27 protein-coding genes are annotated in these 26761 nt (G+C 63.3%); 10 read left to right on the top strand and 17 right to left on the bottom strand.

Annotated features, from left to right (window positions below):
• Nucleotides 1-16: 16 nt before the first annotated feature.
• A complete protein-coding gene (locus BLV47_RS03305; protein WP_092309862.1) occupies nt 17-2083 on the bottom strand; it encodes a carbon starvation CstA family protein in 2067 nt (688 codons plus the stop codon).
• 239 nt (nt 2084-2322) lie between these two features.
• Here BLV47_RS03305 and BLV47_RS03300 point away from each other — a divergent pair, with 239 nt between their 5' ends.
• Nucleotides 2323-2691: a PilZ domain-containing protein gene (locus BLV47_RS03300; RefSeq protein WP_092309859.1), complete on the top strand. Its 369-nt coding sequence runs from the start codon at nt 2323-2325 to the stop codon at nt 2689-2691.
• 16 nt (nt 2692-2707) lie between these two features.
• Here BLV47_RS03300 and BLV47_RS03295 read toward each other — a convergent pair whose 3' ends face one another.
• The 4 genes from BLV47_RS03295 to BLV47_RS03280 form a co-directional block, all read right to left on the bottom strand.
• Complete coding sequence (locus tag BLV47_RS03295) at nt 2708-3436, bottom strand: hypothetical protein (protein ID WP_425272141.1); 729 nt, start codon at nt 3434-3436, stop codon at nt 2708-2710.
• Nucleotides 3437-3469: 33 nt separating this feature from the next.
• Complete coding sequence (gene radA / locus BLV47_RS03290) at nt 3470-4837, bottom strand: DNA repair protein RadA (protein ID WP_011063580.1); 1368 nt, start codon at nt 4835-4837, stop codon at nt 3470-3472.
• Nucleotides 4838-4882: 45 nt separating this feature from the next.
• The gene (locus BLV47_RS03285; protein ID WP_092309856.1) at nt 4883-5422 is read right to left on the bottom strand and encodes an ankyrin repeat domain-containing protein; all 540 of its coding nucleotides are present in this window, start codon (nt 5420-5422) and stop codon (nt 4883-4885) included.
• Nucleotides 5423-5535: 113 nt separating this feature from the next.
• Nucleotides 5536-7077, bottom strand: a complete 1542-nt coding sequence (locus tag BLV47_RS03280; protein WP_092309853.1) for a catalase — start codon at nt 7075-7077, stop codon at nt 5536-5538.
• Between the two features lie 287 nt (nt 7078-7364).
• Here BLV47_RS03280 and mscL point away from each other — a divergent pair, with 287 nt between their 5' ends.
• The gene (mscL, locus tag BLV47_RS03275) at nt 7365-7778 is read left to right on the top strand and encodes a large-conductance mechanosensitive channel protein MscL (protein ID WP_092309850.1); all 414 of its coding nucleotides are present in this window, start codon (nt 7365-7367) and stop codon (nt 7776-7778) included.
• Between the two features lie 47 nt (nt 7779-7825).
• Here mscL and BLV47_RS03270 read toward each other — a convergent pair whose 3' ends face one another.
• A complete protein-coding gene (locus BLV47_RS03270) occupies nt 7826-8602 on the bottom strand; it encodes a ferredoxin--NADP reductase (protein WP_092309847.1) in 777 nt (258 codons plus the stop codon).
• 214 nt (nt 8603-8816) lie between these two features.
• Here BLV47_RS03270 and BLV47_RS03265 point away from each other — a divergent pair, with 214 nt between their 5' ends.
• A complete protein-coding gene (locus BLV47_RS03265; RefSeq protein ID WP_092309844.1) occupies nt 8817-9941 on the top strand; it encodes a methyltransferase in 1125 nt (374 codons plus the stop codon).
• A gap of 66 nt (nt 9942-10007) precedes the next feature.
• Here BLV47_RS03265 and BLV47_RS03260 read toward each other — a convergent pair whose 3' ends face one another.
• The 3 genes from BLV47_RS03260 to BLV47_RS03250 all read right to left on the bottom strand — a co-directional run bounded on the left by BLV47_RS03260 (nt 10008) and on the right by BLV47_RS03250 (nt 12729).
• Nucleotides 10008-10175, bottom strand: a complete 168-nt coding sequence (locus tag BLV47_RS03260) for a DUF2474 domain-containing protein (protein ID WP_080963156.1) — start codon at nt 10173-10175, stop codon at nt 10008-10010.
• Nucleotides 10176-10287: 112 nt separating this feature from the next.
• Nucleotides 10288-11295, bottom strand: coding sequence for a cytochrome d ubiquinol oxidase subunit II (cydB, locus tag BLV47_RS03255; protein WP_092309841.1), 1008 nt, complete (start codon nt 11293-11295; stop codon nt 10288-10290).
• Nucleotides 11296-11298: 3 nt separating this feature from the next.
• Complete coding sequence (locus tag BLV47_RS03250; RefSeq protein WP_092309838.1) at nt 11299-12729, bottom strand: cytochrome ubiquinol oxidase subunit I; 1431 nt, start codon at nt 12727-12729, stop codon at nt 11299-11301.
• Nucleotides 12730-13216: 487 nt separating this feature from the next.
• Between BLV47_RS03250 and BLV47_RS03245 the strand changes: the two genes are divergently transcribed.
• The 3 genes from BLV47_RS03245 (at nt 13217) to BLV47_RS03235 (ending at nt 15138) form a co-directional block, all read left to right on the top strand.
• Nucleotides 13217-14455, top strand: a complete 1239-nt coding sequence (locus BLV47_RS03245; RefSeq protein ID WP_092309835.1) for an MFS transporter — start codon at nt 13217-13219, stop codon at nt 14453-14455.
• Between the two features lie 98 nt (nt 14456-14553).
• Entirely contained in the window at nt 14554-14832 is a 279-nt protein-coding gene (locus BLV47_RS03240) for a type II toxin-antitoxin system RelE/ParE family toxin (protein ID WP_016966171.1), read from the top strand.
• A gap of 15 nt (nt 14833-14847) precedes the next feature.
• Nucleotides 14848-15138, top strand: coding sequence for a HigA family addiction module antitoxin (locus tag BLV47_RS03235; protein WP_016966170.1), 291 nt, complete (start codon nt 14848-14850; stop codon nt 15136-15138).
• Nucleotides 15139-15141: 3 nt separating this feature from the next.
• On the opposite strand, the gene BLV47_RS03230 is transcribed toward BLV47_RS03235, so the two are convergent.
• A complete protein-coding gene (locus BLV47_RS03230) occupies nt 15142-15693 on the bottom strand; it encodes a DJ-1 family glyoxalase III (RefSeq protein WP_092309833.1) in 552 nt (183 codons plus the stop codon).
• Nucleotides 15694-15755: 62 nt separating this feature from the next.
• A complete protein-coding gene (locus BLV47_RS03225) occupies nt 15756-16205 on the bottom strand; it encodes a DUF4879 domain-containing protein (protein WP_092309831.1) in 450 nt (149 codons plus the stop codon).
• A 207-nt stretch (nt 16206-16412) separates the two neighbouring features.
• Between BLV47_RS03225 and BLV47_RS03220 the strand changes: the two genes are divergently transcribed.
• Nucleotides 16413-17705, top strand: a complete 1293-nt coding sequence (locus tag BLV47_RS03220) for an NCS2 family permease (protein WP_092309829.1) — start codon at nt 16413-16415, stop codon at nt 17703-17705.
• Nucleotides 17702-18781: a tRNA (uridine(54)-C5)-methyltransferase TrmA gene (gene trmA / locus BLV47_RS03215; RefSeq protein WP_092309827.1), complete on the top strand. Its 1080-nt coding sequence runs from the start codon at nt 17702-17704 to the stop codon at nt 18779-18781. Before BLV47_RS03220 ends, trmA begins: the two co-directional genes overlap by 4 nt.
• Nucleotides 18782-19008: 227 nt before the next feature.
• On the opposite strand, the gene BLV47_RS03210 is transcribed toward trmA, so the two are convergent.
• The 6 genes from BLV47_RS03210 to BLV47_RS03185 form a co-directional block, all read right to left on the bottom strand.
• Nucleotides 19009-19626, bottom strand: coding sequence for a heme acquisition protein HasA (locus tag BLV47_RS03210; RefSeq protein ID WP_092309824.1), 618 nt, complete (start codon nt 19624-19626; stop codon nt 19009-19011).
• An 82-nt stretch (nt 19627-19708) separates the two neighbouring features.
• Complete coding sequence (locus BLV47_RS03205) at nt 19709-22414, bottom strand: TonB-dependent receptor (protein WP_092309821.1); 2706 nt, start codon at nt 22412-22414, stop codon at nt 19709-19711.
• A gap of 127 nt (nt 22415-22541) precedes the next feature.
• Nucleotides 22542-23555 carry a FecR family protein gene (locus BLV47_RS03200; protein WP_092309818.1) on the bottom strand — a complete coding sequence of 338 codons (1014 nt, stop codon included), beginning with the start codon at nt 23553-23555 and terminating at the stop codon, nt 22542-22544.
• 63 nt (nt 23556-23618) lie between these two features.
• The gene (locus BLV47_RS03195; protein WP_092309815.1) at nt 23619-24140 is read right to left on the bottom strand and encodes an RNA polymerase sigma factor; all 522 of its coding nucleotides are present in this window, start codon (nt 24138-24140) and stop codon (nt 23619-23621) included.
• Between the two features lie 103 nt (nt 24141-24243).
• The gene (locus BLV47_RS03190) at nt 24244-24690 is read right to left on the bottom strand and encodes a DUF2442 domain-containing protein (RefSeq protein WP_092309812.1); all 447 of its coding nucleotides are present in this window, start codon (nt 24688-24690) and stop codon (nt 24244-24246) included.
• Nucleotides 24687-25109, bottom strand: a complete 423-nt coding sequence (locus BLV47_RS03185; protein ID WP_092309810.1) for a DUF4160 domain-containing protein — start codon at nt 25107-25109, stop codon at nt 24687-24689. The genes BLV47_RS03190 and BLV47_RS03185 overlap by 4 nt, the downstream gene beginning before the upstream one ends.
• 341 nt (nt 25110-25450) lie before the next feature.
• Here BLV47_RS03185 and aroQ point away from each other — a divergent pair, with 341 nt between their 5' ends.
• On the top strand, nt 25451-25900 hold the full coding sequence (aroQ, locus tag BLV47_RS03180; protein ID WP_092309807.1) for a type II 3-dehydroquinate dehydratase: 450 nt from the start codon (nt 25451-25453) through the stop codon (nt 25898-25900).
• On the top strand, nt 25897-26751 hold the full coding sequence (locus tag BLV47_RS03175; protein ID WP_092309804.1) for a shikimate dehydrogenase: 855 nt from the start codon (nt 25897-25899) through the stop codon (nt 26749-26751). The genes aroQ and BLV47_RS03175 overlap by 4 nt, the downstream gene beginning before the upstream one ends.
• Nucleotides 26752-26761: the final 10 nt, after the last annotated feature.

Here is a 26761-nt window from a genome sequence, read left to right as displayed (position 1 = left end):
GTTTGCAATCCTCGGGTTACGCGTCCGGCACCGCCTGATAGGGCGATTCTTTATCCGTACGCTCCTTGCTGCCCCAGGCCGCAACACCGACCTTGAGCGCGTAGAACAGGATGCTGAACACCACCAGCAGGAACAAGGCTGTCAGGGTCGCGTTGGTGTAGGCGTTGAAGATCACGTGCTGCATCTGCGTGATGTCCTTGGCCGGAGCGAGGATCTGACCGTTGGCCAGGGCATCGCTGTATTTCTTCGCCAGCGCCAGGAAGCCGATCGCCGGGTTGGCGTCGAACAGCTTGATGAAGCCTGCGGTGGTGGTGCAGATCAGCAGCCACACAGCCGGCAGCAGGGTGACCCAGATGTAGCGCTGGCGCTTCATCTTGATCAGCACCACGGTGCCGAGCATCAGGGCAATACCCGCCAGCATCTGATTGGAGATGCCGAACAGCGGCCACAGGGTGTTGATGCCGCCCAGCGGATCGATCACGCCCTGGTACAACAGGTAACCCCAGAGCGCCACGCAACCTGCGGTGGCAATCAGGTTGGCGGTCCACGACTCGGTGCGTTTCAGCGCCGGAACGAAGGAGCCCAACAGATCCTGGAGCATGAAGCGCCCGGCACGGGTACCGGCGTCCACCGCGGTAAGGATGAACAGCGCCTCGAACAGGATCGCGAAGTGGTACCAGAACGCCATGGTGTTCTCACCCGGCAGTACATGGTGGAGGATCTGCGCGATCCCCACCGCCAGGGTCGGTGCACCACCGGCACGGGCCAGGATAGTGTTCTCGCCGATGTCCTTGGCCACTGCCTGCAGTTGTTCCGGACTGATCACGAAGCCCCAGTTGCTAACGGTCTGGGCAACCGCAACCACGTCGCCACCAACGATGGCCGCCGGGCTGTTCATGGCGAAGTACACGCCCGGCTCGATCACCGATGCCGCGACCATGGCCATGATCGCCACGAAGGACTCCATCAGCATGCCGCCGTAGCCGATGTAACGGGCGTTGGCTTCGTTATCCAGAAGCTTGGGCGTGGTCCCCGAGGAAATCAGCGCATGGAAGCCGGACACCGCGCCACAGGCGATGGTGATGAACAGGAACGGGAACAGGCCGCCCTTCCACACCGGGCCGGTGCCGTCGGTGAACTGAGTCAGGGCCGGCATCTTCAGCTCGGGCATGGTGATCAGGATGCCGATCGCCAGGGCGATGATGGTGCCGATCTTGAGGAAGGTCGACAGGTAGTCCCGCGGAGCCAGGATCAGCCACACCGGCAGTACCGCGGCGACGAAACCGTAGCCGATCAGCATCCAGGTGATCTGGATACCGGTGAAGGTGAACAGCTTGCCCCACACCGGGTCCGCCGCCACCTGGCCGCCCAGCCAGATGGAGCCGAGCAGCAGCACCACACCGATCAGGGAAATCTCGCCGATGCGGCCCGGACGGATGTAGCGCATGTACACACCCATGAACACCGCGATCGGGATAGTCGCCATGACCGTGAAGATGCCCCACGGGCTCTCGGCCAGGGCCTTGACCACGATCAGCGCCAGCACCGCGAGGATGATGATCATGATCAGGAAGCAGCCGAACAGCGCGATGGTCCCCGGGATACGGCCCATTTCCTCACGGACCATGTCGCCCAGGGAACGACCGTTACGCCGGGTGGACAGGAACAGCACCATGAAGTCCTGCACCGCACCAGCCAGGACCACACCGGCAATCAGCCACAGGGTTCCGGGCAGATAGCCCATCTGCGCCGCCAGGACCGGGCCCACCAGGGGGCCTGCGCCGGCAATGGCAGCGAAATGGTGACCGAAGAGAATATGTTTGTTGGTCGGCACGTAGTCCAGACCGTCATTATTGACCACGGCGGGCGTAGCCCGGCCCGAGTCCAGCTGCATTACATTGTTGGCAATGAACAGACTGTAATACCGGTACGCCACCAGATAGATGGCCACGGCGGCGACCACAATCCACAAGGCGTTGATCGCCTCACCGCGACGCAATGCAACGACGCCGAGGGCGCACGCTCCTACGATTGCCAGCAGCAGCCAAGGAACATGGCGTAGCGGGCTATTATTATTTTTCATGTTTTTATTCCAGCCAGGGTGGACAGAAAGACAGCGTTTCGAGTGTAGCGCTACTGCTCTCAAAGACCACCCCCCACGTTGGTCTAGAGCCTTCTTTTAACGAATGAGCAGTTTTTTTTTCGAAACTTTTTCAACTCAGGCAACACTGAACGATAACGCCGCCGCACGCTTTCAGGTCGCCTGTAGCGACACTCATAAAGCGCGGTCTATAGTCAGTGCACCACGCAGAGGGCCAGCCCATGAGCGAGCAACATGCCGACCGCCGACGCTTCAAGCGCATCGCCTTCGATGCAAAGACCAAACTGAGCCAGGGCACCCACCGCTGGCCGGTGCAACTGCTGGACCTGTCCCTCAAGGGCTTGCTGATCGAGCGCCCCGATCCCTGGCTGGGCGACCCCAACCGCATCTTCGAAGCCGATATCCATCTCGGTCCCGATGCCGATGTGCGCATGGACGTGCAACTGGCCCATGACAATCATGGCCAGCTGGGATTCGTCTGCCTGCACATCGGCCTGGAGTCCATCGAACACCTCAGGCGCCTGATCGAGCTGAACCTGGCAGACCCCGAGGAACTGGAGCGCGAGCTCGGAGCCTTGATCGATATCTGATCGGCCCCAGTGTTGCTCAGGGAAACAGCGCCGGTTCGGGAAACTCGCTTTCCATGTCCCAATAACCCGCCTGTTGCCGCGAGGCAACGGTCCACTGGCCGTCGACATAACGGAAGGTGCGATAGGTGGTGATGAACTCTTCGTTCTCCATCGACGAGGCCGACGACACCTGTTGGATGCTTTCAGTGCCGCCCTTGTCCGAAGGCACGATCTGCCAGGCGGCCTTGCCGGTCTGGGCGAACACCAGCGGCTGCTTCTCGCCGCCTTCCCCCTGGCACAGCACCGGGTCCAGCTGACTCTGCTCCGGCGTCAGTACCTCAGTGAGCGGACCGCTGTAGCTGCCCATGGGCGCAGTCTGGTCAATGGTCAGGAAAAACGCCGGTGACGGCAGTCCGTTCAGCGGAGCCTTTTCCACCGTGGCCATCGGGTAGCCCAGGGACTTCTGCGCCAACACCTCGCCGCCATCGGACACCAGGCGCGCCAGCGCTCCCAACGGGGCAACCGAAGGATCATCATCGGACTGCAGCAGACTGTCGGCGTCCAGGCCATTGCCCCAGCTGTCGGCATGCAGTTCAGGGGTGATACGCACATCCTCCAGTACTTCCAGCACCGAGCCATCCCCCACCAGTACCTGCTGCGCGATCCGATAGCCTTCCGGTACTTCGGCCTGTTGGGCCACGGCCAGCGCCGAACAGCCCAACAGCCCCGCCCCCAGCATCCAGCGCTTCAACCTTGTCATGCCCATCCCCTGCATCCTTCCCTGCGAGTCCAGCTCTGATTATTCGAAAAGCGCATCCAACGCCTGCTCCAGGCGGGTCACGGCAATGATCTTCAAGCCTGGCGGCGCCTCCTTCGGTGCGTTGCCCTTAGGCACGATGGCCCGCTTGAAGCCATGCTTGGCCGCCTCTTTCAGGCGCTCCTGACCACTGGGCACCGGGCGCACTTCGCCGGACAGCCCCACCTCGCCAAACACCAGCAAGTCATGGGGCAACGGACGATTGCGCAGGCTCGACATCACCGCCGCCATCAGGGCCAGGTCGGAGGCGGTTTCCAGCACCTTGACCCCGCCCACCACGTTGAGGAACACGTCCTGATCGTGGGTGGGAATGCCGCCATGGCGATGCAGGACCGCCAGCAGCATGGCCAGGCGATTCTGATCCAACCCCAGGGTCACCCGTCGCGGGTTGGCCAGGTGGCTGTCATCCACCAGCGCCTGCACTTCCACCAGCATCGGCCGGGTGCCTTCCCAGGTGGCCATCACCACACTGCCCGGCACCTCTTCCTGGGCCCGGGTGAGGAAAATCGCCGAAGGGTTGGAGACTTCCTTCAAGCCGCGGTCGGTCATGCCGAACACCCCCAGCTCGTTGACCGCGCCAAAACGGTTCTTCACCGCCCGCAGCAACCGCAGGCGACCGTCGGACTCCCCCTCGAAATACAGCACGGTGTCGACCATGTGCTCCAGCACCCGCGGCCCGGCCAGGGCACCTTCCTTGGTCACGTGGCCCACCAGGAAAATCGCCGTGCCGCTCTGCTTGGCGTAGCGCACCAGCAAAGCAGCGCTCTCGCGCACCTGGGACACACCGCCCGGGGCCGATTGCAGTTGCTCAGTGAAAATCGTCTGGATCGAGTCGATCACCATGACCTTGGGTTTTTCCACCCGGGCGGTGGCGATGATGGTTTCGATACAGGTTTCAGTCATCACCCGCAGCTGATCCTGGGGCAGGCCCAGGCGCCGCGCCCGCATCGCCACTTGCTGCTGGGATTCCTCGCCGGTGACGTACAGCGCCGGCATGCGCGTGGCGATATTGCACAGGGTCTGCAACAGGATGGTCGACTTGCCGATCCCCGGATCACCGCCGATCAGCACCACCGAACCGTCAACCAGGCCACCGCCCAGCACGCGGTCGAGTTCGCCGGAGGCGGTGGAGAAACGCGGAATTTCCTCGACACTGACCTCCGCCAGGGTCTTGATCTGCGCCTGTTGCCCAGCCCAACCGGTGCGCCCGGCCGGCGCTGCGGCGCCGCCGCTTTCGATCATGGTCTCGGTCAGGGTGTTCCAGGCCCCGCACTCGCCGCATTGCCCGGCCCATTTGGGAAAGGTGGAGCCGCACTCGGTGCAGCCGTACATGCGCTTGGCCTTGGCCATCTGAACCCCCGGCAAAAACCGCGATGATAGCTCAGCTGGAACGGATCAGCGCGACGGCGCGGTGCGTATCTGCCCGCTGGCCAGCCGCGTGGCGCTATTGCCCAGGGGGTCCTCGGCATTCAGGTCCGCGCCTTTGGCCGCCAGGGCCTGAAGCAGTTCCTCCCGCTTGAACAGCCCGGCATACATGGCGGCAGTCTGCCCCGCGCCGTTGCGCTGGTCGGGGCTGCAATCGGCGGCCAACAGGCGCCGGGCAATCTGCACCTCGCCCTTGAAGATCGCCCCCATCAGCGCCGTGTTGCCGCGTTTGTCCTGGGCGCAGGCGTTGGCGCCGGCGTCCAGCAGGCGCTCCACCGCCAGGCCCTGGCCGTGATAGGCGGCCAGGATCAGCGCCGTATAGCCCTTTTCATCCTGGGTATCGAGGGAATAACCGGCCTCGATAAAGGTATCGAGCATCTCCACGTCGCCCCGGCGGGCGGCATCGAAATAGTAGTGTTCCAGCTGTACCTTGACTGCCACCGGGTCGGTTGGCTGTGCCTGGGCAGCCAAGGCCCAGGCCAGGGTCAGCAGCGAAATGCACAGACGCATGACGCACCTCCTTTTTCCTGAGAAGCGTAGGAGCCGGCTTGCCGGCGAAGGGCGCCGCCTGAAGCAGCGCGGCGCCCATGTTCACTGGCAAGCCAGCTCCAAGACGTGAAGGATCAGTCGCTCAGCTTGGCCGCCAGCGCCTTGACCCGGGCCAGGTCGCCCTTGGCCACGCGGGTCACGCCAGTGCCGTACTCCGGGTCGGCCTTATAAAGGAACGACAGGATGATGTGCTTGCTCTCGTCGTCAGTGGTGGCCAGGGAGCCGCCGAAGCTGTCGATCAGGTCCTGACGCTCTTTCTTGCTGAAAGAGCGATACAGATCCCCTGCCTGCTTGAAGTTCTGCTCGCGCTGGATCTTCGCCTGCTGGGTGCTGCCCGCCAGCGCCATCTGGCTGTAGCGCGCGGTTTGCGGCTCTTCGCGCGGCATCAGGCGACTCGGCTGGTAGTTGACCCCGGTGCTGGTGTGGCCCGGGTTCATGGCGCCATCCTGGTTGCCGTTGTTCACCGGGCTCTTCGGCGCGTTGATCGGCAGTTGCAGGGCGTTGGCGCCGAGGCGATACATCTGGGTATCGGCGTAGGAGAACACCCGGCCTTGCAGCAGGCGGTCTTCCGACGGTTCGATCCCCGGTACCAGGTTGGACGGGGCCATGGCCACCTGCTCGGTTTCCTGGAAGACGTTGGCCGGATTGCGGTTCAACACCATCTGCCCAACCTTGCGCTCAGGCACATTCGGCCAGATCTTGGTGGCGTCCAGCGGGTCGAAATCAAACTTGGCCAAGTCTTCGGGTTTCAATACCTGGACATACAAGTCCCACTTGGGGAAGTCCCCTTTATTAATGTGGGTTACCAAGTCGTTGCTCATATGGCTGTAATCACGCCCCTGAACCTCGACCACCTGTTTCGGATCGAGATTGTTCAGACCTTGCAGACTCTTCCAGTGAAACTTCACGTAGTGCACTTCGCCTTTGGCGTTGATCAACTTGTAGGCGTGCACGCCATTACCATCCATTTCCCGGTAACTGGCCGGAGTTCCGGAGTTGGAATACAGCTCGGTCAATGTGCGAGTGGCTTCGGGAACATGAGAGAAGAAATCAAAACGCCGCGAATCATCATCCAGGTTGGTACGCGGATCGGGTTTGAACGCGTGCACCATGTCCGGGAACTTGATGGCATCGCGAATGAAGAACGTCGGGAAGTTGTTGCCGACCAGGTCCCAGTTGCCCTCTGCGGTATAGAACTTGGTGGCGAAGCCCCGTGGGTCGCGCAGGGTTTCCGGGGAGTGGTTGCCGTGCACTACCGACGAAAAGCGCACGAATACCGGGGTGGTTTCACCGGCGGCAAAAACCCTGGCCCGGGTCAGGTCACTGAGGCTGTCGGTGACGGTGAAGGTGCCGTGGGCACCGGTGCCACGGGCGTGCACCACACGCTCTGGAATGCGCTCGCGGTCAAACCGCTGGAGCTTCTGGATCAGTTGCACATCTTGCAGCAACACCGGGCCGGTGGCGCCTGCGGTCTGTGAATTCTGGTTATCGCCCACTGCCGCGCCATTGTCGCGGGTCAGCGTGGCGGCCTGTACGGAAAGGGAAAGCAGACTGGCGGCAAGCACGCCCAGTATGCGTCGCTGGGAAAGACTCCCAAGGCCAAGAGAAGCGGTCATGTTGAATTCCTCTAGTTATATAAGGCGCATCCCGATGCGCTCGCTAGAGGCTAGTGGCTAACTATTTGAATGATAAATAGAAAGCCCGCAACCACTCGATTGAAAGAATGTTCTGGTTATCTCAGCTGATGCGGGGTATATCGCGCGCGTTCTGCTGGCACTTTGAATAAACTCTTTGCCGATTTATCGGTCAATAACCCCGCAAGCTGTTAAAAGTTGTGTCGGCAAAATGCTTTTTGCTGAATTACACTGCCGTAACCAACCTCATCTGTAACAAGGAATAACCTATGGGCGTGCTAAGTGAGTTCAAGGCCTTCGCGGTCAAAGGCAATGTGGTCGACATGGCCGTGGGTATCATCATCGGTGCCGCGTTCGGCAAGATTGTCTCGTCCTTTGTCGGCGACGTGGTCATGCCGCCCATTGGCCTGCTGATCGGTGGGGTGGACTTCGCTGATCTGGCCATCACCCTCAAGGCGGCCGAGGGCAATACCCCTGCCGTGGTCCTGGCCTATGGCAAATTCATCCAGAGCATCATCGACTTCATCATCATTGCCTTCGCCATCTTCATGGGGGTCAAGGTGATCAACCGCCTGAAACGCGAAGAAGCCGTAGCCCCGACACTGCCACCGGTGCCGAGCAAGGAAGAAGAGCTGCTGGGGGAGATCCGCGATCTGCTCAAGGCTCAGAACAACAAGCCCTGAGGCGGGTTCTGCAATGAGACAACGGCGCCCTTGAGGCGCCGTTTTGGTTACCAGTAGTTTTCCACCGCCACCTGCCCCGGCCGCCGGCTCAGGCTCAGGCTCATGCCCCGCTGCTTGAGCAAGGCCCGGGTGTCATCGATCATCTGCGGGTTGCCGCAGAGCATCACCCGGGAATGCTCGGGGGTCAGTTCCACGCCTGCGGCGCGTTCCAGTTCGCCGTTCTCGATCAATTGCGTGATGCGCCCATTGAGGCTGCCCGGGTGCTGCTCGCGGGTCACGGTGCTGATGAATTGCAGCTTGTGGGCCACTTCCGCCAGGTATTCGCGCTGGGGCAACTCGGCGAGCAATTGCTGATAGGCCAGTTCCTTGGCCTCGCGCACGCTGTAGACGAGGATGATGCGTTGGAATTTTTCCCACACCTCGAAGTCCTGCAGGATCGACAGGAACGGCGCAATCCCGGTGCCTGTGGATAACAACCAGAGATCGCGACCGTCGACGAAACGGTCCAGGGTCAGGTAGCCGAAGGCCTGGCGATCCACCAGCAGGCTGTCCCCCACTTCCAGACGGCTCAGCTCGCTGGTGAACTCACCACCGGGCACCACGATGGAAAAGAACTCGAGAAACTCGTCGAACGGCGATGACACCATGGAATAGGCGCGCCACACCGTGCTGCCATCGGCCTTGGTCACCCCGAGGCGGGCGAACTGCCCGGCACGAAAGCGAAAACCCGCGTCCCGGGTGGTGCGCAGGGTGAACAGGCTGGAGGTCAGCGGCTGGACCTCAAGCAGGGTCTGGCGGGTGTATTTCTCTTCACTGGCACTCATGACAGGCTCCACAAAAGCGATGCTCTAGTGTCCCGCAAAGCGCCGGACAGAAACACCGGCGGTTTGTAGTGGCATAGAGCGCGGGCAATCCCCGACAAAAAAACGTACCATTTAGCCCCGCTTCGAACGGCCCGCACCGCCGCTGTTCGAGGGATCCCGTGCGCACGACAGCCCCCAGCGCCGGGACATTCACCGATTACCTAGAGTCCGCCCCATGCCCCTGCTTGCAAGCCCCTTCGCCCAGCTCGACCTGATCCGCCAGCCCGAACAGCAGAACGAGCCGCTGCAAGCCTTCGACGCGGCGGACGAGTACCTGCTCAACCACCTGGCCGAGCAGCAACCGGCCAGCGACACCCGGGTGCTGATCCTCAATGACAGCTTCGGCGCCCTGGCCGCCAGCCTGTTGGGCAAGGTCCAGGTCACTAGCAGTGGCGATTCGTACCTGGGTGCCCTGGCCCTGGAAAAGAACCTGGTGCGCAACGGCCTGCCCTTCGACGCCCTGCGTGTGGTGCCGGCCAGCGAGCCCCTGACCGGGCCGTTCGACCGGGTGCTGATCCGTGTCCCCAAGACCCTGGCCCTGCTGGAAGAACAGCTGATCCGCCTGCAGGGGCAACTGGCCCCAGGCGCCCAGGTCGTGGCGGCGGCCATGGTCAAGCACCTGCCCCGCGCCGCCGGCGACTTGCTGGAGCGCTACATCGGCCCGGTGCAGGCCTCCCTGGCGGTGAAAAAGTCCCGCCTGCTGATCGCCACGCCAGAAGCCAGGCCGGCGGTCGTGTCGCCCTACCCGACCCGCTATCGCCTGGAACAGCCAGCCATCGAGCTGCTCAACCACGCCAATGTGTTCTGCCGCGAAGGCCTGGACATCGGCACCCGCGCCTTCCTTCCGCACCTGCCGCAGAACCTCGGCAGCGCCCGGGTCGCCGACCTGGGCTGTGGCAACGGCGTGCTGGCCATCGCCAGCGCCCTGGACAACCCCCAGGCCCACTACACCCTGGTGGACGAATCCTTCATGGCCGTGCAGTCGGCCCGGGACAACTGGCAGGCCGTGCTGGGCGAGCGCGAGGCCCAGATGCGCGCCGGCGATGGCCTGGCCGGTCAGGCCCCGCAATCCCTGGATGTGGTGCTGTGCAACCCGCCGTTCCACCAGCAGCAGGTGGTGGGCGACTTCCTCGCCTGGCGCATGTTCCAACAAGCCCGGGAGGCCCTGGTGGTGGGCGGCGCGCTGTATATCGTCGGCAACCGCCACCTGGGCTATCACAGCAAGCTGGCGCGGCTGTTCCGCGGCGTCGAGCAAGTGGCGGCAACGCCCAAGTTCGTGATCCTCAAGGCGCGCAAGTAACAGGCAAAAAAAACCCTCCGCTGGCGGAGGGTTGAAACCGTGCCGCAAGGCAACGGGATGGGATGATCAGTGGGTGGTCAGGCCGGCGGCGCTCATGAACATGCGCATCAGGCTGGCCGCCACGAACAGGGCCAGCACACTGCCACCCCAGATCATCGCCAACCAGCCAAGGCGCCGCCAGAGTGGCTGTTTTTCCGCCTGTTCGATTTCCTGCAATGAGTGTTTACCGCTCATGATTTCAACTCCTGCTTGACCCAAACCCTCGTAGGAGCTGGCTGGTCAGCGAAAGCGCCGGCCAGCCTGGCACGAGGCCCAAGGGCCCGTTCGCCGGCAAGCCGGCCCCTACCTAGTGGTAACCGTCGTCGTGGGTGACCTTGCCGCGGAACACGTAGTAGCTCCAGAAGGTGTAGCCCAGGATGAACGGGATGATGAACAGCGTGCCCACCAGCATGAAGCCCTGGCTTTGCGGCGGCGCCGCGGCGTCCCAGATGGAGATCGACGGCGGCACGATGTTCGGCCACAGGCTGATGCCCAGGCCGCTGTAGCCGAGGAAGATCAGCACCAGGGTCAGCAGGAACGGCGTGTAGTGGGCGTTGCGGGCCACGGCGCGCAGCAGGCCGTACATGGTCACCAGCACCAGGATCGGCACCGGCAGGAACCAGAACAGATTGGGCAGGGTGAACCAGCGCGCGGCGATCTCGGCATGGGCCAGCGGGGTCCACAGACTGACGATGCCGATCACCGCCAGCACCACATAAGCCAACGGCCGGGCCAGGTCATGCATCTGCTGTTGCAGCTTGCCCTCGGTCTTCATGATCAGCCAGGTGCAGCCGAGCAAGGCATAGGCCACCACCAGCGCCAGGCCGCAGAACAGGGTGAAAGGCGTCAGCCAGTCCAGGGAGCCACCGGCAAACTGGCGGTCCACCACCGGCAAGCCGTCGATGAACGCCCCCAGGGCCACGCCCTGGAAGAAGGTCGCCGCCGCCGAGCCACCGATAAACGCCTTGTCCCAGATATGACGCTTGTTTTCCTTGGCCTTGAAGCGGAACTCAAAGGCCACCCCGCGGAAAATCAGGCCGATCAGCATCAGGATCAGTGGCAGGTACAGCGCCGAAAGCACCACCGAATAAGCCAGCGGGAAGGCGCCAAACAGAGCCGCGCCCCCCAGCACCAGCCAGGTTTCGTTGCCGTCCCAGACCGGGGCGACGGTGTTCATCATCACGTCACGGTCGCGGTCGTCCTTGACGAACGGGAAGAGAATCCCGATCCCCAGGTCGAAGCCGTCCATGACCACGTACATCATGATGCCGAAGATGATAATCACGGCCCAGATCAGTGGAAGATCGATACCCATGACTCAATTCCCCTTGTTCAGGCTGATGCTGTGATGGTCATCGTCCGCGGCAGACAGCGGACGCGCCGGGGTACGTTTCTGCCCGGGACCACCGTGACTGGTTTCCGCGCCTTCGTTGGTCACCGGCCCTTTGCGCACCAGGCGCATCATGTAGCCCAGGCCCACGCCGAACAGCGAGAAATACACCACCACAAACAACGCCAGGGTGATGCTCATCTGCACGAAACTGTGTGCGGACGAAGCATCCGCCGTGCGCATCAGGCCATAGACCACCCAGGGCTGACGACCGATCTCGGTGGTGAACCAGCCCGCCAGGATCGCGATCAACCCGGACGGCCCCATCCACAACGTCAGGTACAGGAACGGACGCGAGGTGTAGAGCGTGCCGCGCTTGCGCAGCCAGACGCTCCACAGGCCGGTGAAGATCATCAGCATGCCCAGGCCCACCATGACCCGGAACGACCAGAACACGATGGTCGAGTTGGGACGGTCTTCAGGCGGGAATTCCTTGAGCGCCGGCACCTGCTTGTCCAGGGAGTGGGTGAGGATCAGGCTGCCCAGATAAGGGATTTCCACTGCGAATCTGGTTTTCTCAGCCTTCATGTCCGGCCAGCCGAAGAGGATCAGCGGGGTCGGCTCATTGCCGATGTTTTCCCAGTGACCTTCGATGGCGGCGATTTTCGCCGGCTGGTGCTTGAGGGTATTGAGACCGTGGAAGTCACCGATCACCGCCTGCACCGGCGCCACGATCAAGGCCATCCACATGGCCATCGACAGCATGCGACGAATGGCCGGGTTGTCGCGGCCCCGCAGCAAGTGCCAGGCTGCGGACGAGCCGACGAAGAACGCCGTGGCGACGAATGCCGCCACCGCCATGTGCGCCAGGCGGTAAGGGAATGACGGGTTGAACACCACCGCCAGCCAGTCCACCGGAATCACTCGGCCATCAACGATTTCGAAGCCTTGCGGGGTCTGCATCCAACTGTTGGAGGACAGAATCCAGAAGGTCGAAATCAACGTGCCAATGGCCACCATCACCGTGGAGAAGAAGTGCAGCTTGCGCCCGACCTTGTTCCAGCCGAACAGCATCACCCCGAGGAAACCTGCCTCGAGGAAGAACGCAGTGAGCACCTCATAGGTGAGCAAGGGGCCGGTGACAGCGCCAGCAAAGTCGGAGAAACGGCTCCAGTTGGTGCCGAACTGGTAGGACATCACCAGGCCGGAAACCACCCCCATGCCGAAGTTGACAGCGAAGATCTTCGACCAGAAGTGGTAAAGATCGCGATAGGTATCGTCGCGGGTCTTGAGCCACAGGCCTTCGAGTACCGCCAGGTAACTCGCCAGGCCAATGGTGATGGCCGGGAACAGGATGTGGAACGAAACGGTGAATGCGAACTGAATTCGGGCGAGATCAATGGCCTCTAAACCGAACATAAGCTTTCCTCTATCAGGTAAAACCGGCTGCGGGCCAAAGGCCAGCGCCTACTGCCCCCACGGATATGGAGTTCGGCGAATTCGGATTCGTTCTTTTTTAAACCATCGCAACGTAGGGATTCCGGCCCTTCGGCCTCCACATCAAACCACTGGAAAAGGTTTTGATCTGGGTCAAGCAACGTTAAAAGAGTAGTCCTATTTTCAGCGCGCAACTCTGTGGTTATTTGCCGCGTGACAGCTTGCCTCACCCGCCAACTCCGGGGCTTTCCCGGCTTTTCCCACGCGGCAAAGCTACGGCAAGGACCGCAGGGCCCTGCCCGAGGATTTCCCGTCGCCCGCGCGGCGGCAGCGGCCACATGGGTTCGCGCCCCGGCATTCGAGCGAAAAAGCAGATAGATGCGTGGCTAACGATTTTCCCGCTCCCCGCAACTATTGGTTACACCTTGGTGATAACCTCGTCGCACTCCCCGCTCAGATTGACCACCCGATGCCCAGCCAAGACCCCCAGCTGCTCCGCCACCATCGTCCATTCATCGCCTTCTGGCTGGCCCGGATCTTCACCGCCAGCGGTTTCCAGATGCTCACCGTGGCCATCGGCTGGAACCTCTACCAACTGACCGGCAATGTGCTCGACCTGGGGTTGGTGGGGCTGGTGGAGTTCGCCCCCCGCGTGCTGTTCATGCTGCACACCGGGCATGTGGCCGACCGCTATGACCGGCGCCGGGTGGCGGCTATCTGCCAGTCTTTGCAAGCCTTGATCGCCCTGGCCCTGGCCATCGGCAGCCTGACCGACAGCGTGACCCGGGAAATGATCTTCATCCTGGCCTTCCTCCTCGGTGGCGCCCGCTCCTTCGAGATGCCCACCACCCAGGCCCTGCTGCCGAGCATCGTGCCCACGGGGCTGTTTCCCCGGGCCGTGGCCGCGGCGCAATCGGCGCAGCAGTCGGCAACCATCGTCGCCCCGGCCCTGGGCGGGTTGCTGTATGCCTTCGGCAGCATCTGGGTCTACGGCCCCACCGTGATCCTGTACCTGATCGCCTGCCTGTTGATGCTCAACCTGCCGGCCCGGCAGACGCCACTGAACAAGGGCAAGGCCACCCTCGATTCGCTGCTGGCGGGCATCCGCTTCATCCGCAGCCGCCCGGATATCCTCGGCGCCATCTCCCTGGACCTGTTCGCGGTCCTGCTGGGCGGCGCCACCGCGCTGCTGCCGGTGTTTGCCAAGGACATCCTGCTCACCGGCCCCTGGGGCCTCGGGCTGCTGCGCTCGGCACCGGCAGTGGGCGCCTTGCTGATGTCGCTGTGGCTGGCGCGTTTCAGCGTCGAGCGCAAGGTCGGGCGGGTGATGTTCACCGCCGTCGGCGTATTCGGTGTGGCCACCATCGCCTTCGGCCTCTCGACCTCGTTCTGGTTTTCCCTGGCGGTGCTGGTGGTGCTGGGGGCGGCGGACATGATCAGCATGGTGATCCGCGCGTCATTCGTGCAGCTGGAAACACCGGACGAAATGCGCGGCCGGGTCAGCGCGGTGAACGGCCTGTTCATCGGCGCTTCGAACCAGCTGGGGGAATTTGAATCCGGGCTGACCGCCCACTGGTTCGGCACCGTGCCGGCGGTGGTCCTGGGCGGGGTCGGCACGCTGCTGGTGACCGGGGTCTGGATCAAGCTGTTCCCGACCCTGGCCAAGCGCGATCGGATGATCGAGCGGGTGGAAGAGGCCAAGGTGTGAAACCTCAGGCGGTTTACCCCTGTAACAGCTTGTTGATCATTCTCTGCAATACAAAACCGCTACGAAGAGTGTAAGGTATCGCCTTACACTCGCTCCCCATGATCAAGTCCTTTCAGCACAAAGGCCTGCGCGCCTTCTATGAAACCGGATCGACTCGTGGAATACGGGCTGAGCATGCACGCCGGCTGGCCCGCCAGCTGTCGTTCATGGATCACGCCAGCGAACCGGCAGACCTCAACCTGCCGGGTTGGCGGCTGCACCCACTCAAGGGCGACCTGCACGGCTATTGGTCCTTGGTGGTGTCCGGCAACTGGCGAGTGATCTTTCGTTTCGTAGGTTCGGATATCGAACTGGTCGATTATCTGGACTACCACTGAACAGGAGGCAGAATCATGCCCATCCACAACCCGCCCCATCCCGGTGACACCCTGCGCCTGGATGTCTTGCCTGAGTTGGGCATCAGCGTGACGGAGCTGGCCCGGCATATCGGTTATGCCCGTCCGCATCTGTCCAAGGTGTTGAACGGCCATGCACCAATCCGCGCGGAACTGGCGGTTCGCCTGGAACGTGCCGGAATCGGCAAGGCCAAGGTCTGGCTCGCGGTGCAGGCCGACTACGACATCTGGCACACCGAACAGGAGTTGCAACCGGTGATCGAGCCCATCGCGGCTCATGTCGGCTGAGCCCTAAACCAGCAACTCTGCTGCCACCTGAGCGCGCTTGCCGCGGCCGCACAGCGCCTCCACCAGGGCCAGGGCAAACGCCAGGGCCGCGCCGGAGCCCTGGGCGGTAATGCAGTTGCCATCCACCACCACCGGCTGGTCGACAAAGCTGCAGCCCAACAACTGATGGCTGGCGCTGGGCAGGCAGGTCATGCGCCGCTGGCGCAGCACCCCATACGCCTGCAAGGCCAAGGCCGGTGCTTCGGCAATGCCGGCGAAGAGCCTGCCAGCTGCTGCCTGATCCTTGAGCAGCTGCATCAGGGGTTGATGGCTCGCCAAATGCTGGGCACCTACCGCGCCGCCGGGCAACACAATCAGGTCGAAGCGCTGGGCCAGTACATCCACCAGCATGGCGTCGGCGGTCAGCCGGGTGCCCCGGGCGCAGGTGAGCATGCGCCGGTTTTCGACGCTGGCCGCCAGCACTTCGACTTCGGCGCGACGAAGTACATCGATCAGGGTCACGCTTTGCAGATCATCGATGCCTTCGGCAAGGGTGACCAAGGCTCTGAAGGTCATGAGGATGACTCCACAAGGAACGTCTTCAGAGCTTAGTCAGCTTTGCCCCCAGTCGTTCGCCGCTACCTGATGTAGATCTGCGCACTCAGGGTATTGCCCGGCGCGTTGATCGAGGTGTTGCTGAAGCTGAAGGTGCCTTCCTGCTTGCCCGCCAGATCGAACACATAGATGTAGCCCACGGTAATCCCCGAGTTGCCACAGGGCACATAGGCGGAGCCGTCTTCGCACACGGCCGAGCGGGTGCCGTCGACCTCGAAACCGTCCAGGTTCACATGGGGCTCGCGGCCGTAGCCGATCTCCAACACATAGACCTTGATGTTCGGCCCGTTGTGATCGCACTCGGTGCGTTCACGGCCGTCGGAAACATCCTCCAGGCCGCAAGACGGCGACAGCACCTTGAGAATCTCCACCCGGCTCAGCGGCGGTGCCGAGCGCGCCATGGCCGGGGCCGCCAGCCAGCAGGCTGCCGCGCCGAGCAATGCCAGGGCCGTCATTTTCACTGTGCTGCGCATAAATCCTCCCTTGAAAGCAGGGCGCAGTATGCGCTACTTGCCAGCGGGGCAAAACATCGCCGACGATCGCAGCCATTGGCCCACGCTGCTGGTATGATGCGCGGCTTTTTCCGACCCAGAGCAAATCCTCAGGCACCTCATAAAGTCTGTGCTTTGCTGTTGGAGTCGATACATTCACGGCGCCCGGCGGCGCCACGGGGAGCAGACATGCTGGAAAGGCTGTTTCAACTCAAGGCACACAACACCAACGTGCGCACCGAGATTCTTGCGGGCGTCACCACCTTCCTGGCCATGGCCTACATCCTTTTCGTCAACCCGAGCATCCTCGGCGAAACGGGCATGGACAAGGGCGCGGTGTTCGTTGCCACCTGCTTGGCGGCAGCCATCGGCTCCACCGTCATGGGCCTGATCGCCAACTACCCGATCGCCCTGGCGCCGGGCATGGGCCTCAACGCCTTCTTCACCTACACCGTGGTCCTGCACATGGGCCACACCTGGCAAGTGGCGCTGGGTGCGGTGTTCATTTCGGCGGTGCTGTTCTTCCTGTTGTCGATCTTCCGCATCCGCGAATGGATCATCAACAGCATCCCCCTGCCCCTGCGCTCGGCGATTGCCGCCGGTATCGGCCTGTTCCTGGCGCTGATCGCCCTGCATAACGCCGAGATCGTGATTGGCAACAAGTCGACCCTGGTGGGCCTGGGCGACCTGAGCAAACCGGCCCCGATCCTCGCGGCCCTGGGCTTTGCCCTGATCGTCGCCCTGGAAGCCCTGAAAGTGCGCGGCGCCGTGCTGATTGGCATCCTCGCGGTGACCATCGTCTCCATTCTCCTAGGCGTAACCCCGTTCGGCGGCGTGACTTCGATGCCACCGTCCCTGGCCCCGACCTTCCTGCAGCTGGACATCAAGGGCGCCCTGGACATCGGCCTGATCAGCGTGATCTTCGCTTTCCTGTTCGTTGACCTGTTCGACAACTCCGGCACCCTGATCGGTGTAGCCAAGCGCGCCGGCCTGATGGGCAAGGACGGCCACATGCCGAAAATGGGCCGGGCGCTGATCGCCGACAGCACCGCGGCCATGGCCGGTTCCCTGCTGGGCACCTCCACCACCACCAGCTACATCGAATCCGCCGCGGGTGTGAGCGCCGGCGGCCGCACCGGCCTGACCGCCATCGTGGTGGCGATCATGTTCCTGCTGGCGCTGTTCTTCTCGCCATTGGCGGCCAGCGTGCCCGCCTTCGCCACCGCGCCAGCCCTGCTGTTCGTGGCCGTGCTGATGACCTCGGGCCTGGCGGAAATCGACTGGGAAGACATCACCGTCGCCGCTCCCGTGGTGATCACCGCCCTGGCCATGCCTTTCACTTACTCCATCGCCAACGGCATTGCCTTCGGCTTTATCGCCTGGACCGTGATCAAACTGCTGTCGGGCCGCGCCCGTGAGCTGAACGCGCCCCTGGTGATTCTGTCGATCCTGTTCGTGATCAAGCTTGGTTACCCCGCATGACTTTTGATGCCGCAAGCTACAACAGCCAGTTGAACGACAAGGTCGCGCGCTTGCGCGACCTGCTGGCCCCCTTCGATGCCCCCGAGCCTCAGGTCTTCGACTCGCCTTTGCAGAACTTCCGCCTGCGCGCCGAATTCCGCCTGTGGCGCGAAGCCGGTGAACGGCACTACGCGATGTTCTCCCAGGACGACAAGCGCACGCCGATCCTGATCGAGGAATTCCCCATCGCCAGCCAGCGCATCAACCAGTTGATGCCCCGACTCAAGGCCGCCTGGCAAGCCAGCGCGCCCCTGAGCCACAAGCTGTTCCAGGTGGAATTCCTCACCACCCTGGCCGGCGACGCGATGATCACCCTGTGCTACCACCGTCCGCTGGACGAGCACTGGCACAAGGCGGCGAGCCAATTGGCCGCCGACCTCAACGTCAGCGTGATCGGCCGCTCCAAGGGCAAGCGCGAAGTCATCGGCCAGGACTACGTGGTGGAACAACTCGAAGTCGGCGGTCGCACCTTCAGCTATCGCCAACCGGAAGGCGCCTTCACCCAGCCCAACGGCACGGTGAATCAGAAGATGCTCAACTGGGCCTTTGAAGCCCTGGGCGAACGCCAGGACGACCTGCTGGAACTGTACTGCGGCAATGGCAACTTCACCCTGCCCCTGGCCACCCGGGTGCGCAAGGTGCTGGCCACCGAGATCAGCAAGACTTCGGTCAATGCCGCCTTGAGCAACCTCAGCGAAAACGCTGTGGATAACGTCACCCTGGTGCGTCTGTCCGCCGAAGAACTGACCGAGGCCCTGAACGAAGTTCGACCGTTCCGCCGTCTGCAGGGCGTGGATCTGAAGAGCTACGAATTCGGCAGCGTGTTCGTCGACCCGCCTCGGGCCGGCATGGACCCGGACACCTGCGAACTGACCCGGCGCTTCGACAACATCCTGTACATCTCCTGCAACCCGGAGACCCTGGCGGCCAACATCGCCCAGTTGCACGACAGCCACCGCATCACCCGCTGCGCGCTGTTCGACCAGTTCCCCTGGACCCACCACATGGAATCCGGGGTGCTGCTGACCCGCCGCTAATCCAGCCCGCTGCCGCCAACAGCCGTCCTCGTGACGGCTGTTTGCATTCCAATGCCCGCCCTGTAGGAGCCGGCTCGCCGGCGAAGAGGCCCTTGAGAACTGCGCCAATCCGGCCGGCGCCTTCGCTGGCAAGCCAGCGCCTACAAGGCCAGGCCTGACGCGACCCAGAATTGGCCGCCGCCCTGGTCTTCGAAAGCTCGGGCGGCGGAGGTGAGTCAAGCCGCCACTCAGGCGGCCAAGGCCCAGTCCAGGGCCATGCCCGGTACGCCCACCAGGCCGATATCGGCCGCGGCGGCGGCAACCGGGGTGACTTGGGCCACGCCGGCGGCGGCCAGGTCGTCGAAGGTCGAGTTCAGCGACAGGCCGGGATCGATCGCCTTGAGCAAGGCATCGATCTCGCCGGCCAGGGCCGAGCTGTCACCGCTCATCAGGCCGTAGACCACCTTGTGCACTTCGCCTGCACGCCCTTCTTCCTTCAGGCTGTCGAGGCCCAGGTTGCTGAAGCTGACCTCCTGGCTGACCAGGTGATAGTTGCTGCCCGAGCCACCGGCGAGGGTGTCGCCCAGGGAGATGCTGTCCACCGAACCCCACAGGGTATGGCTCGGGTTGCTGAACAGGGTGTAGTGCAGGTTGCCATCGGCGACGAAGGCGGCGTCGCTGGCGCTGCTCTTGATGGCGTACTGGGTGCCGTCGAACGGGCCCGGGTTGAAGCCGCCAGTGTTGGTGCCATCGACCACTTCGCCGGGACGGTGGTTGACGTCACCGAAGTAGGCCGACCAGTCAGTCAGGTATTGCGCAACAGTATTACCGCCGTAGGTAGCGCTGTAAGAGATCGAAATGCTCATGCAAAACTCCAGTACATAGGTGGGTCATGGCCGCAGCACGCCAGTGCCCGCTGCGGTTTTGCCCATCAACGGGCAAAAGCGCTCAGAACTGATATTCCACGGTGCCCTGCAGGGTCCGGCCGCGGCCGAGGGTGAAGGCCAGCACATCACCAAGAGGCACCAGGTAGGCGCGGTCGGTGACGTTTTCCATGGCCAGGCGCAGGGTCAATTCGTCAGTGGCCCGGTAGCTGCCATACAGGTCGTAGACGGTGTAGGGCTTCCAGTCAGCCGGGTAGACGCCGGTCTGGCTCACGGTGCCGGTGGCGGAACCGGCGATCGAGTAGCCGGCGCTGTAGCGGGCCCGGGCGCCGATATCCAGCTTGCGTTCGAAAAAGCGCGCACCCAGGGTCAGGGTGCCGCGGTCCATGGGCATGTGCTCGGCCGAGCCGAGGATCGCGGCATTGCAGCGGCTGGCGTTATTGGCGGCTTCATCGGGACGCATGCCAGTGACGATCGCACCACGCCCGGTGCCGCTCTTCACCGGCTGGGTCACGCCGCCCAGCCAGGCAATCTTCGTGCAGAAATCGTTGTCGCCGATCATGTGGGTGTAGTTCAGCTGGCCGTAGGCGCGGCCGGCGTCATAGTCCAGCTGGTACTCCACGCCCTTGAAGCGGGTACTGCCAAGGTCGTTGACGTAAGCGCTGTTGCCAATGCCGGGGGAACCGTAGCCGGGGGGCTGCACGCCCATGGCCATGTAGATGAAGTCGTCGACCCGAGTATCGAAGTAAGCCACCTTGAGGCCCAGGCGATCATCGTTGAACCAGAGGTTTTCCTTGAAGAGGTTGACCCCCGCTTCCCAGGTGGTGGAGCGCTCCGGCTTGAGAAATGGGTTGGGGAAGGTGCTCTCCGCGCCACCGCCGTGGGGCCGGCCGGTGATCATGGTCTCGGTCACCGCCGGTGGCCGCCAGCCCTTGCCATAACTGGCGAACAGTTGCAGCCACTCGACACCGGGCTTCACCGACAAGCCGAAGGTCGGCGAGAAGCGCCCTTGCTGATTGTCGATGTCGTAGGCCACCGGCACCGAGACCTGCTGCGGCGTCTTGCCGATCACGAAAGTGCGGGTGTTGATCCCGGTTTCGCCGCGCAGGCGGTAGCGGTCATAGCGCAGCCCGGCATTGAGGTTCAGCCAGCCGTCATAGTCGAAATCCAGCCGCGTGAACAGGCTGCCCAGTGCCCGATCGCCCTCGGGGGTCATGCTCGCTGCAGGCGAGGCGCTGACCGCCGACCCCTTGGGCACCGGCTGGCTGGAGTCGGGGCGGACCTTGTCATAGAAGAACTCCAGCCCGTAGTTGGCCTTGAGCGTGGACAGCTCGCCCAGGGCAAAGGTCGACGTGTTCTGCGCCTGCGCGCCATAGGTGTCGGTCTGGTAGGTGATCGAATAGCCGGGGCTGCTGCGGCGGGTCAGGGTGCTCTGGTCGTTGCTGGTGTCGACGTAGTAGAGCTTGGCCTTGAAATCGATCAGCGGGTTGTCCGGTGTGTAGCTGTAGTCGAGGCCGACGTTCTGCGAATGCACCTTGCTGCTGCCGAGCTTTTCCCAGAGCTGATCCTGGTTCTCGGTGTTCATCATGTTGGCGTCGTCGTAGACCACCTCGGTGGTCAGGTAGCTCAGTTGCAGGCGCTGGTCCTGGGGCAGGTTGAGCCCCAGCTTGGCCAGGCGCGAGCGCATCAGCGAAGCGGAATAGGCCACCTTGGAATGCTTCACCCGCTCATTGATCGCCGGGTCCATCCAGGCACCGGTGCGCAATTCGCCGATGCTGCCACGGGTTCCCGGCTGGTAGTCGCCCAGGTGTCGTTCACTGGCGGCCAGCAGCATGTCCCAGGCTTGGGTGCCGATGGCGAAGGCGGAACTGCCGATGAAGTGAGTGCCATTGCTGCGGCCGCCGAGGCCGCTGGTCAGGCGGATCCGGCCACCGATCTCCTGGTCGGGCTTGAGCAGGTCACGGGCCTCAAGGGTGCGAAAGTTGGCGATCCCACCGATCACCCCGGCGCCGCCCATGGTCGAGGTGGCGCCCTTCTCCACCACCACTTCGGAGAGCAGTTCGGGGTCGACATAGAGAGTGCCGTTGCGCTGCTGGTGGCCACTTTGCTGATAGTTCTGGCGCATGCCGTCCACCGACATGTTGACCCGGCCGTAGTCCTGCAGGCCGCGGATGTTCACCGACAAGCCGGGGTCCTGCTGGCTGACCGCCGAGTACACGCCGGAGGTTTCCTCCAGCATCTCGGCGGCATGTCGCGGTGGATTGCGCTCAAGCTGCTCGCGGCCGACCACGCTCACCGAGCGCGGCGCGTTGTATACCCAGTCGTTCTGGCGGCCTTCGAGGTCGGCGGAAATCGTGGTGGGGGCCAGGGCCAGGGCGCCATCGTGCGCAGTTTGCACCCGGCTCAGGGTGACCTGGCGCTCGCTGGTAAAGCGGTACTCCACCGGCGTACCGCCCAACAAGCGGGCCAGCCCGTCCTCGACGCCGTAGTGCCCCTTGAGCGGCGAACTGTGCAAGCCATGCAGGCGCAGGCTGTCGAACAGCACTTGCACCCCGGCCTGCTCGGCAAACAGCAGCACGGCACCGCCGAGGGCCTGGGCGGGAATATCGAAATCCAGCTCGCGTGGCTGCTGGGCATTCTGCGGGGCAGTGCCGACCGGCTCCGCCGCGTGCAATAAACCACCTCCCGCCAACAGCCCTGCTACGCCCAGATGAATGGCCAGGGCCAAACGACCTGCGGCGTGAACTCCAGTGCGACTGCCTACCCTCATGTCCCTGTATTCCTGCGTCGGCCACTTTTATGCGAATGCATCTCAGTTAGCTAGACGTGCCAGGCAGGAAAACTCAGTAAGGATTTTTCCAATTATTTTTCAGGAATGGGGAAGAGGCCCGCGGGCCTCAGTAAATCAGGCTGACGCCGGCCAGGTCGAAACGTTGCACCTGCAGTTCCTGGGTCAGGGTGACCAGGGCCGCGTCGAGCATGTCCAGGCGGAAGACACCGCTGACCTGCCGCTGGGCCAGGGTACTGCTGGCCAGCACCACGCGCCCGGGGCGATAGCGATTGAGGCGCTCCACCACCACGCCCAGGGGCTGGCGGTCGAACACCAGCACACCGCGCCGCCAACTGGTGGCCCGTTGCAGGTCGAGCCCGTCGAGGGCGACCACGCCCGACTGCGGGTCATAACGCACGCTCTGCCCTTGCTGCACGACCAGCTCGCCAGTGCCAACCTGCGCCGGGGCCTCCAGGCTCACCGCGACACTGTGCTGCAACACCCCGACCCAGGCTTGCTGCTCACTCTCCCGGCCAACCACGAAACGGGTGCCCAGGGCCCGGGCCTGGCCACCGGCGCTGCGCACGATGAAGGGACGCTTTTCCTCGCCGGCCATGGGCGCCACGTCAAACACCGCAGAGCCGGCCAATAGCTCGATCTGGCGTTTTTCCTCGCTGAAATCCAGGCGAATGGCACTCTCCGAATCCAGCTCCACCGTGCTGCCATCGGCCAGTTGCAAGCTGCGCACCTGGCCTTTTGCAGTCAGGTAGTCGGCTTGCAGGTACAGCAGCGCCTGCGGCCCTTGCAGCCAGCCCAGGGCGAGCGCCAGCACCAGCATCACAGCACTGGCAACTCGTGGAAGCAGACGGCGGCGGCGCGGTCGAGGCGACACCGTTGCCGGCCTTCCCGGCTGACGCCGTGGCGGCGCCGTGCCAGCCAGCTCCGAGTCCAGGCGCAGCTCTGCGAGGGCATCCCAGGTCTGCCGGGCAAATGCCAGGGCCTCAGGGTGACGCCGGTCGGCAGCCTGCCACCGGGCAAGCTGCGCCTGCTCGACGGCGCTCAGCCCTCCCGCTTGCAAACGCACCGCCCAGTCGGCGGCGGCCTCGTTGATATTGCGCTCTTGCGGACCCTGGCTATTCACGTGTGAATCTCGATTTCTCGTTATATGGAAGCAGTGACGTCTGACCCCAACCGTTACCGTAACTCACGGGTCGGCCGGCCGACCGTCGGTAGCCCGCAAGCGCTGCATCACATAGGCCAGTGCCCGGGCCAGGTGCTTTTGCACCGAGCTGTCGGAAATGTTCAGGTGCCGGGCCACCTCGGCGTGGGTCATGCCTTCGATGCGGTTCAGGCGAAAGATTTCCCGGGTCCGCGGGGGCAACTCGGTAATCGCCTGTTTCAGCGCCTCGCGCTGTTGCCGGGCCATCGCCTGAGCCTCCAGTCCAGCCGCCTCATCCTCGATGTCGGCCAGCACTTCGTGGGATACGGTTTGGGTCTTGCGCCGCGCCTCCTGACGTACATGGTCGATCAGCAGGTTGTTCGCCGTGCGGTAGAGATAGCCCTGGGAATTGTCGATACGCTCGCCGCGCCGATGCTCGGCCAATCGCAGGAAGCTCTCCTGCACCAGATCAGCGGCCAACTGCGGGTCCCGTACCTTGCGCGCCAGATAGCCGCGCAAGGCAGCGGCATGCTTGAGAAACAGTCCCTTGAGATCCATGTCCGACAAACCAACTCCCTGGCACATGAAGGAAAGTGCCGGGCATCTTACGATTAGTCGAGAATTACTTTCAATTGATATCAATATTCATTAGCGTCCGTTCTCCAACCGCCTAGGCCGGCACTTCGACCTTGCGTGGCCGGCCGCCCTTCTTGCCGTTCAGGCGCGCCGCCCGGGCCTTGGCCGCGCTGCTTTGCCGACCATTGCGGGACGCAACCAACTGGGTTGCCAGCTTCATCAGCGGCTCGCTGGCGGACAGCAGCCCGACAATCGACACCTGCAGATCCACCGCTTCATGGCACACCGCCGTGGCGCAAAAGCCCAGTTGCAGTTGCTGCAATTGGGTGTCGCTCAGCGCCGCCAACTCCGGATAGTTTTTCACCGGCAAATGAATCGAGCTGCCATCGGCGAAACCCAGGCACAGGCACCCCGCCGCATAGCTCAAGGTACTGACTTGCAAACCCGCGTCATGACGCGCTTCACCGCGCTCGATCGCTTGATCCAGCAGCGCCTGGGTCAAGGGCACGTCGACGGGCACTTCTGCCTTGATGATTTTCATAGTTCGATCTCCACCCCTTGCGCCGCGCCCACCAGGGTCAGGCGAGTGAGGTTTCGTTGTTCCTCGTAGTGCGCCGACTCGATCAGGTACACCCTGCGGCCGGCGCTTGACCGTTCCACCACCGAGTTCGCTTGCCAATCCCACAACTGCTGCTCAAGGCACAGAGTGCGCAGCTTGCTCCACCAGATACGCCGGGCCAGATGCACCCGCTGCTTCAAGGCCTGGCGCAAGCCCTCAAGGATTGCCAGCGCCGGGCGGCGGCCTTGGGGGACAACGTCCCAGAGCTCGACGCCGTTGTGCCAGAAGCTGAAGCGAAAACGCGCGCTCCAGCGACCGCCATCCACATGCACATGGGGTGGGCAATGTTCGTCGCGCAACATCACGACGACTGCATAGCCCTTGTAAACGAACACTTTCATGCTAACCCATCCGTTAGGTTATTGAGTCCAAGAACTCGTGTTTCCATGGTTAATCCGACCACCGGCCTGAAAGGACAGCAGCGAGGTGACCTGTTTGAGGCTAGCCCCGCAGCGGTCCCACAAGGCCTGCAGGCAGCCACGAACTCGTCAGCATTTGTTGCCGGAGAACGCCTTGCCACGTTCATCGCCATCAACAGCGTGCGATTATCGAACACTTAATCGCCCGAGCCGATCTCACCTCTCGACCATCAATTGACCAAATTAACCAGTTAGTACAATTTACCTCCCCAGCGCCTCGTACCTTCTCCCGGGGCTGACAATAACAACGGAGATCTACCCCCATGCGTCCTATCGTTCTGGTGCTCAACGGCCCGAACCTGAACCTGCTCGGCACCCGAGAACCGGCCACTTACGGCCAAGAAACCCTGGCCGATGTCTCAGCCTTGTGCGGCCGCGCCGCCGAGGAGTTCGGCCTGACCGTGGAATTTCGCCAGACCAACCACGAAGGCGAATTGCTCGACTGGATCCACGCCGCCCGCGGCCGCTGTGCCGGCATCGTGATCAACCCCGCCGCCTGGACCCACACCTCGGTGGCGATCCGCGATGCGCTGGTCGCCAGCGAGCTGCCGGTGATCGAAGTGCACCTGTCCAACGTCCACGCCCGCGAACCCTTCCGTCATCACTCGTTCGTATCGGGCATCGCCCTGGCGGTGATGTGCGGTTTTGGCAGCCACGGCTATCGCCTGGCCCTGGAACACTTCAGCCTGCGGTTCAAGGAGCAAGCGCTATGACAGGCCATACAGGCGTACTCGCCGGACTGATCGGTGCCGGCATCCAGGCTTCGCGCACCCCGGCCCTGCATGAACATGAAGGTGATGCGCAAAACCTGCGCTACCTGTACCGGCTGATCGACCTGGATCAACTGGGGCTCGACAGCAGCGCCCTGCCCGACCTGCTCCAAGCCGCCGAACGGATGAACTTCACCGGGCTGAACATCACCTTTCCCTGCAAGCAGAGCATCTTGCCGCTGCTGGACGAACTGTCCCCCGAGGCGCGGGGGATCGGCGCGGTCAACACCGTGGTGCTCAAGGACGGCAAGCGGGTTGGCCACAACACCGACTGCCTGGGTTTTGCCGAAGGCTTCCGCCGCGGCCTGCAAGGCGTGGCCAGGCGGCACGTGGTGCAAATGGGAGCTGGCGGCGCCGGTGCCGCAGTGGCCCACGCCCTGCTCAGCGAGGGCGTGGAACAACTGAGCATTTTCGATGTGGAAAGCCAGCGGGCGCAGAGTCTGGCGGACAACCTCAACCAGCACTTCGGTGCCGGCCGGGCCAAGGCCGGCACCGACCTGCCCAGTACCCTGGCCAGCGCCGACGGCCTGGTGAACACCACCCCCATGGGCATGGCCAAGCTGCCGGGCATGCCAGTGCCGCTGGAGTTGCTGCGGGCGGACCTGTGGGTGGCCGAAATCGTCTACTTCCCGCTGGAAACCGAATTGCTGCGCAACGCCCGTGCCCTGGGTTGCCGGACCCTGGACGGCGGCACCATGGCAGTGTTCCAGGCGGTCAAGGCGTTCGAGCTGTTCAGCGGTCAGAGCGCCGACCCGCAACGGATGCTGGCGCACTTTCAGAGCATGAACGGCTGAAGACGCACCT

Source organism: Pseudomonas saponiphila (genome assembly GCF_900105185.1).
GTDB lineage: Bacteria > Pseudomonadota > Gammaproteobacteria > Pseudomonadales > Pseudomonadaceae > Aquipseudomonas > Aquipseudomonas saponiphila.
The sequence above is the reverse complement of the archived record's forward strand: the minus strand, read 5'-3'. Positions and strand labels throughout refer to the sequence as shown.

What these genes read in the sequence shown, in the direction of transcription:
- BLV47_RS03245 (WP_092309835.1), top strand. Translation starts at nt 13,217, where the DNA reads ATGCCCAGCCAAGACCCCCAGCTGCTCCGCCACCATCGTCCATTCATC.
- BLV47_RS03250 (WP_092309838.1), bottom strand. Translation starts at nt 12,729, where the DNA reads ATGTTCGGTTTAGAGGCCATTGATCTCGCCCGAATTCAGTTCGCATTC.
- BLV47_RS03190 (WP_092309812.1), bottom strand. Translation starts at nt 24,690, where the DNA reads ATGAAAATCATCAAGGCAGAAGTGCCCGTCGACGTGCCCTTGACCCAG.
- trmA (WP_092309827.1), top strand. Translation starts at nt 17,702, where the DNA reads ATGACTTTTGATGCCGCAAGCTACAACAGCCAGTTGAACGACAAGGTC.
- BLV47_RS03230 (WP_092309833.1), bottom strand. Translation starts at nt 15,693, where the DNA reads ATGACCTTCAGAGCCTTGGTCACCCTTGCCGAAGGCATCGATGATCTG.
- mscL (WP_092309850.1), top strand. Translation starts at nt 7,365, where the DNA reads ATGGGCGTGCTAAGTGAGTTCAAGGCCTTCGCGGTCAAAGGCAATGTG.
- BLV47_RS03270 (WP_092309847.1), bottom strand. Translation starts at nt 8,602, where the DNA reads ATGAGTGCCAGTGAAGAGAAATACACCCGCCAGACCCTGCTTGAGGTC.
- BLV47_RS03175 (WP_092309804.1), top strand. Translation starts at nt 25,897, where the DNA reads ATGACAGGCCATACAGGCGTACTCGCCGGACTGATCGGTGCCGGCATC.
- BLV47_RS03240 (WP_016966171.1), top strand. Translation starts at nt 14,554, where the DNA reads ATGATCAAGTCCTTTCAGCACAAAGGCCTGCGCGCCTTCTATGAAACC.
- BLV47_RS03285 (WP_092309856.1), bottom strand. Translation starts at nt 5,422, where the DNA reads ATGCGTCTGTGCATTTCGCTGCTGACCCTGGCCTGGGCCTTGGCTGCC.
- BLV47_RS03280 (WP_092309853.1), bottom strand. Translation starts at nt 7,077, where the DNA reads ATGACCGCTTCTCTTGGCCTTGGGAGTCTTTCCCAGCGACGCATACTG.
- BLV47_RS03305 (WP_092309862.1), bottom strand. Translation starts at nt 2,083, where the DNA reads ATGAAAAATAATAATAGCCCGCTACGCCATGTTCCTTGGCTGCTGCTG.
- BLV47_RS03300 (WP_092309859.1), top strand. Translation starts at nt 2,323, where the DNA reads ATGAGCGAGCAACATGCCGACCGCCGACGCTTCAAGCGCATCGCCTTC.
- BLV47_RS03260 (WP_080963156.1), bottom strand. Translation starts at nt 10,175, where the DNA reads ATGAGCGGTAAACACTCATTGCAGGAAATCGAACAGGCGGAAAAACAG.
- BLV47_RS03265 (WP_092309844.1), top strand. Translation starts at nt 8,817, where the DNA reads ATGCCCCTGCTTGCAAGCCCCTTCGCCCAGCTCGACCTGATCCGCCAG.
- cydB (WP_092309841.1), bottom strand. Translation starts at nt 11,295, where the DNA reads ATGGGTATCGATCTTCCACTGATCTGGGCCGTGATTATCATCTTCGGC.
- aroQ (WP_092309807.1), top strand. Translation starts at nt 25,451, where the DNA reads ATGCGTCCTATCGTTCTGGTGCTCAACGGCCCGAACCTGAACCTGCTC.
- BLV47_RS03185 (WP_092309810.1), bottom strand. Translation starts at nt 25,109, where the DNA reads ATGAAAGTGTTCGTTTACAAGGGCTATGCAGTCGTCGTGATGTTGCGC.
- BLV47_RS03235 (WP_016966170.1), top strand. Translation starts at nt 14,848, where the DNA reads ATGCCCATCCACAACCCGCCCCATCCCGGTGACACCCTGCGCCTGGAT.
- BLV47_RS03210 (WP_092309824.1), bottom strand. Translation starts at nt 19,626, where the DNA reads ATGAGCATTTCGATCTCTTACAGCGCTACCTACGGCGGTAATACTGTT.
- BLV47_RS03205 (WP_092309821.1), bottom strand. Translation starts at nt 22,414, where the DNA reads ATGAGGGTAGGCAGTCGCACTGGAGTTCACGCCGCAGGTCGTTTGGCC.
- BLV47_RS03295 (WP_425272141.1), bottom strand. Translation starts at nt 3,436, where the DNA reads ATGGGCATGACAAGGTTGAAGCGCTGGATGCTGGGGGCGGGGCTGTTG.
- radA (WP_011063580.1), bottom strand. Translation starts at nt 4,837, where the DNA reads ATGGCCAAGGCCAAGCGCATGTACGGCTGCACCGAGTGCGGCTCCACC.
- BLV47_RS03225 (WP_092309831.1), bottom strand. Translation starts at nt 16,205, where the DNA reads ATGCGCAGCACAGTGAAAATGACGGCCCTGGCATTGCTCGGCGCGGCA.
- BLV47_RS03220 (WP_092309829.1), top strand. Translation starts at nt 16,413, where the DNA reads ATGCTGGAAAGGCTGTTTCAACTCAAGGCACACAACACCAACGTGCGC.